The following is a 5,165-nucleotide window of genomic DNA, read 5'->3' as shown; positions in this document are numbered from 1 at the left end:
TTTTTTCCCACACTCTACCCCCACCCTCCTCTCTCCCTTTCTTTTGCGTTCACGTGGTTGCCTTGTTTTTCTTTTTTGTTCCCCGGTGGGGGGCCCCCGTTGACCCCGGGCCGCCCCCATCGTCGTACGCGTCGAAGCCGTGACGCCTCCCGGCGCCGTACGGCCGAAGGCGGCTACGCCTCGCGGCGGTGCCGGGCGGGCGCGCTCTCGCCGCGCTCCTCGGCGAGCGCGGCCTTGCGCTCCTTCTCGGCCTTCTCGGCCTTCTCCTCCGCCTCCATCTCCGCGAACACGTCGATGGGGGCGGGCGCCTTCGCGAGGAAGACCCAAGTGAGCCAGACGGCGAGCAGGAAGGGCGGGATCTTCAGCGCGATCAGGATCCAGCCGAACTTGGTGGTGTCGGCCCACCAGTACAGCGGGAACAGCACCGCGCACTTGGCGAGCAGGATCAGACCCCAGGCCCAACTCGCCTTCGCATACGCCTTCTTGCGGCCGGGGTTGCGGGTCCGCCAGGAGAGGTTCTCCTTGAAGACCGGGCCGAGGATGAGGCCGATCAGGGGGACGCCCGCGAGGGTCGTGACGATGTAGGCGATGGCCAGGCCCAGCGTGTAGAGCATGCCCGGCAGGTAGAAGTCCTTCGCGTTGCCCGTCATCATCGCGAAGACCACGCCGAAGGCGACGCCGAAGACACCGCTGAACGCGTGCTTCACGGTGTCCCGCTTCACCAGGCGCACGACGACGAGCAGCAGGGACACTCCGAGGGCGGCGATCGCCGACCAGTGCAGGTCCTTGTTGATCGTGAAGATGGTGACGAAGAGCAGGCCGGGCATCACCGTCTCGACCATGCCCCGTACGCCGCCGAACGCCTCGAAGAGCGCGGCCTCGGTCACCGCCCTCGAGTCCTGCTGGGCGCCTTCGGTCGGCTTGTCGAGCGACGTCACCGGCTACTCCCGTCCAAGCGGTCTGAGTTCGTACTTCGGGTTGAACAGCACCCTACGGCCCCGGCTCATCGAAACGCGGCCCGATGCGATCAGCTTGCGCCCCGGCTCGATCCCGACGATGGAGCGCCGGCCGAGCCAGACCACGTCCAGGGCTGCCGAGCCGTCGAACAGCTCGGCCTCCAGGGCCGGGACGCCGGCCCGTGGCCGCAGAGTGACCGTGCGCAACGTACCAGTAACCGTGACGATCTGGCGGTCGTGGCAGTCGCCGATGCGGGTGCAGCCCGCGGTCTGGGCGTCCTCCCGCAGCTCCTCGGACTCCAAGTCCTCCTGGGACGAGGAGAGCCGGTCTATCATGCGCCGGAACCGGCCCGCCGGCTTTTCGGAACGAGGAACAGCACTCATACCGAAAGCGTACCGGGGGCCGGTGACAGTGACGTACCCGCGGCGCCGCCGCCTCGACCACGCTCACTCCTCGAATCTGTACCCCATCCCCGGTTCCGTGATGAAGTGCCTCGGGTGGGAGGGGTCCGCCTCCAGCTTCCGGCGCAGCTGTGCCATGTACACGCGCAGATAGTTGCTCTCCGTCCCGTACGACGGCCCCCATACCTCCTGCAGCAGCTGCTTCTGGCCGACCAGACGGCCCGTGTTGCGCACGAGTACCTCCAGCAGGTGCCACTCCGTGGGGGTGAGGCGTACGTCCCGACCGTCGCGGTGGACCTTCTTCGCCGCCAGGTCGACGGTGAACCCCTCGGTCTCCACGATCATGTCGTCCCCGCCTCCCCCGGTCGGCTCGGCGCGGCGGACGGCAGCGCGCAGCCGGGCCAGCAGCTCGTCCATGCCGAACGGCTTGGTGACGTAGTCGTCGGCGCCCGCGTCCAGCGCCTCGACCTTCTCGTCGGAGGAGTGCCGCGCTGACAGCACCAGGATCGGCACCCGGGTCCAGCCGCGCAGCCCCTTGATGACCTCGACGCCGTCCATGTCGGGCAGGCCCAGGTCGAGCACGACGACATCGGGGTGCCGGGCGGCGGCGAGCTCGAGCGCGGTGGCTCCGTCGGGGGCCGCGTCGACCTCGTACTTGCGTGCCTTCAGGTTGATCACGAGGGCTCGGGTGATCTGCGGTTCGTCGTCGACCACGAGGACCCTGGTCATGAAGCCTGCCTTTCCGCTGTTGCCGTGGCGAGGTCGGGCCGGCGCTCGACCGCCCGGACCGTGAGCACCATGGTGAGTCCGCCGCCGGGGGTGTCCTCGGCGTCGAGGGTGCCGCCCATCGCCTCCGCGAAGCCGCGGGCGACCGCGAGGCCGAGGCCCACTCCGGCGCCGCGCGGGGCGTCGCCGTAGCGCTGGAAGGGCGCGAAGATGCGTTCCTTGGCGTCGTCCGGGACGCCCGGGCCGCGGTCCACCGCACGTACCTCGACCCGGTCGGCGAGGGCGCTGGCGGACACCAGGACGAGTGCGTCGACGGGGCTGTACTTGACGGCGTTCTCGACGAGGTTGGCGACCGCGCGCTCCAGCAGCCCCGCGTCGACGGCGACCATCGGCAGGCTCTCCGGGATCTCCAGTTCGACGCCCTCCTCGGGGACTCCGCCCAGGGCCATCGGGACCACCTCGTCGAGGTCGATCTCGCGGATCAGCGGGGCGACCGTGCCGGTCTGCAGACGGGACATGTCCAGCAGGTTGCCCACCAGGTGGTCGAGGCGGTCGGCGCCGTCCTCGATTCCTTCGAGCAGCTCCGCCTGGTCCTCTTCGGACCAGGCCACGTCGTCGGACCGCAGCGAGGACACGGCGGCCTTGATGCCGGCCAGCGGGGTGCGCAGGTCGTGGCTGACGGCGGCCAGCAGCGCCGTACGGATGCGGTTGCCCTCGGCCAGTTCCTTGGCCTGGTCGGCCTCGTGCTGGAGGCGCTGGCGGTCCAGGACCACAGCGGCCTGCGCGGCGAAAGCGGCGAGGACCCGGCGGTCGGAAGCGGGCAGGACACGTCCGGACAGGGCGAGTGCCATGTGGTCGCCGACCGGCATGTCCACGTCCGCGTCCTCGGGACGGGCCGAGGGCCCCGGCCCCACACTGCCCGCGCACGTCCACGGTTCGACGTCGCCCGCCCGCTCCAGCAGCGCGACCGACTCCATCCCGAAGGTCTCCCGGACCCGCTCCAGCAGGGCCTCCAGGCTGCTCTCGCCGCGCAGGACACTGCCCGCGAGGAAGGAGAGGATCTCCGATTCGGCGCGCAGGTGCGCCGCCTGGTGGGTGCGACGGGCCGCCAGGTCCACCACCGACGCCACGGAGACGGCGACGCCCACGAAGATCGCGATGGCGACGATGTTCCTGGGATCGGCGATCGTCAGCCGGTGCAGGGGCGGCGTGTAGAAGTAGTTCAGCAGCAGCGAGCCGAAGGCCGCCGAGGCCAGCGCCGGGTAGAGGCCGCCGAGCAGGGCCGCCGCGACCGTCACCGTGAGGAACAGCAGCATGTCGTTGGCCAGGCCGAGGTCGACGGTGTTCAGCAGCAGCGCGAAGACCACCGGGCCGCCGATGCCGACCAGCCAGCCCCAGATGATCCGGGAGCGCCCGAGCCGCGCCCCCCGCACCACCGGCAGACCGCGGCCCTTGGCGACCTCGTCGTGGGTGACGATGTGGACGTCCAGGTCGGGGCCCGACTCGCGGGCGACCGTGGCGCCGACGCCCGGTCCGAAGACGTACTGCCAGGTCTTGCGGCGCGAGGAGCCCAGCACGATCTGGGTGGCGTTGGCGCCCCGCGCGAAGTCCAGCAGGGAGGCCGGTATGTCGTCCCCGACGACGTGGTGGAAGGTGCCGCCGAGGTCCTCGACGAGGGTGCGCTGGAGGGCGAGTTCCTTGGGCGAGGCGGAGGTGAGCCCGTCGCTGCGGGCGATGTAGACGGCCATCACCTCGCCGCCCGCGCCCTTCTCGGCGAGCCGCGCGGCACGGCGGATCAGGGTGCGCCCTTCCGGGCCGCCCGTCAGCCCCACCACGATCCGCTCCCGCGATCCCCAGATCTTCGAGACCCGGTGCTCGTTGCGGTACTCGGTGAGGTATTCGTCGACCCGGTCGGCGACCCAGAGCAGCGCCAGCTCGCGCAGGGCGGTGAGATTGCCGGGCCGGAAGTAGTTGGACAGGGCCGCGTCGACCTTGTCGGACTTGTAGATGTTGCCGTGCGCCATCCGCCGCCGCAGTGCCTGCGGCGACATGTCGACCAGCTCGATCTGGTCGGCCCGGCGCACCACCTCGTCCGGGACGGTCTCCCGCTGCCGTACGCCCGTTATCGACTCGACGACATCACCGAGTGACTCCAGGTGCGGGATGTTGACGGTCGAGACGACGTCGATGCCGGCCGCGAGCAGTTCCTCGACGTCCTGCCAGCGCTTGTCGTTGCGCGAGCCGGGGACGTTGGTGTGCGCGAGTTCGTCCACCAGGGCGACGGCCGGGGCGCGCTCCAACACGGCGTCCACATCCATCTCGGTGAAGAGACCGCCCCGGTACTCCAGCTCCCTGCGCTGCACCTGCTCCAAGCCGTGCAGCATCACCTCGGTGCGCGGCCGACGGTGGTGCTCCACGAAGGCGACCACACAGTCGGTGCCCCGCTCGACGCGGCGGTGCGCCTCGGAGAGCATCGCGTAGGTCTTGCCGACGCCCGGTGCCGCACCGAGGTAGATCCGAAGGCTGCCGCGTCCCATGACCCCTATTGTCTTCCTGTCACCACTGTGTACGCAGCGTCGACCCTACGGTCACGAATCCCGGCGAAAGGGACGCGAGAGGTCGCCGGGGACGTCTTTGACGTAACCCTGACGCACGGTGCGGGCCGGCCGCGTCCGGCGGAGGCTTCCGTCGGTTCTTGGGGCAGGACGGAGCCAGTGCGCTGCGCCGCCGGTAGTGGGGCACCGGGTCCCCGTCGTTCGGGACGAGGAGCCGCAGGCCGGCATCGGCGGCGCGGCGATGAGCCACGCCGGCAGCTGCCTCAGCCGCGGGCGCTGCGGCACCTGCGGTGGCCGGATCCACGATCAGTTCGACCAGCCAGGTCACCGCCGCCTCGGTCACCCCGCGGCGTCCGCGCCGGGGGCAGGCCGACGAGTTCCCGGGCGAACCGCCCGACGACGGCATCCGGTCACGCGCGCGGTGGCCGGTGACGGACCGTGTTCGTCACGACCTGCTCATCCCCCCGTCGGCCGGTCGCGAGAAGGCGTACGTCGCGGTGCGCGGCCTCTCCGGTCTCGACGCCCG

5 protein-coding genes are annotated in these 5,165 nt (G+C 70.7%); 1 reads left to right on the top strand and 4 read right to left on the bottom strand.

The window, feature by feature from the left end; genetic code table 11:
• Positions 1 to 173 precede the first annotated feature (173 nt).
• From AB0D27_RS09900 to AB0D27_RS09885, 4 genes are all read right to left on the bottom strand, one after another.
• A complete protein-coding gene (locus tag AB0D27_RS09900; protein ID WP_362504685.1) occupies positions 174 to 938 on the bottom strand; it encodes a DUF3159 domain-containing protein in 765 nt (254 codons plus the stop codon).
• A 3-nt stretch (positions 939 to 941) separates the two neighbouring features.
• The gene (locus AB0D27_RS09895) at positions 942 to 1,340 is read right to left on the bottom strand and encodes an OB-fold nucleic acid binding domain-containing protein (protein WP_362504682.1); all 399 of its coding nucleotides are present in this window, start codon (positions 1,338 to 1,340) and stop codon (positions 942 to 944) included.
• 63 nt (positions 1,341 to 1,403) lie between these two features.
• Positions 1,404 to 2,087, bottom strand: coding sequence for a response regulator (locus tag AB0D27_RS09890; protein ID WP_362504679.1), 684 nt, complete (start codon positions 2,085 to 2,087; stop codon positions 1,404 to 1,406).
• Entirely contained in the window at positions 2,084 to 4,621 is a 2,538-nt protein-coding gene (locus AB0D27_RS09885) for a sensor histidine kinase KdpD (protein ID WP_362504676.1), read from the bottom strand. The genes AB0D27_RS09890 and AB0D27_RS09885 overlap by 4 nt, the downstream gene beginning before the upstream one ends.
• A 308-nt stretch (positions 4,622 to 4,929) precedes the next feature.
• Here AB0D27_RS09885 and AB0D27_RS09880 point away from each other — a divergent pair.
• Positions 4,930 to 5,165 (top strand): hypothetical protein (locus tag AB0D27_RS09880; RefSeq protein ID WP_362504673.1); only part of this gene is annotated, 236 nt, incomplete at its 3' end.

The sequence above is a fragment of the Streptomyces sp. NPDC048415 genome, from assembly GCF_040651675.1.
Lineage (GTDB): Bacteria > Actinomycetota > Actinomycetes > Streptomycetales > Streptomycetaceae > Streptomyces.
Note: the sequence above shows the minus strand (reverse complement) of the source record. Positions and strands in the feature narration are given on the sequence as shown.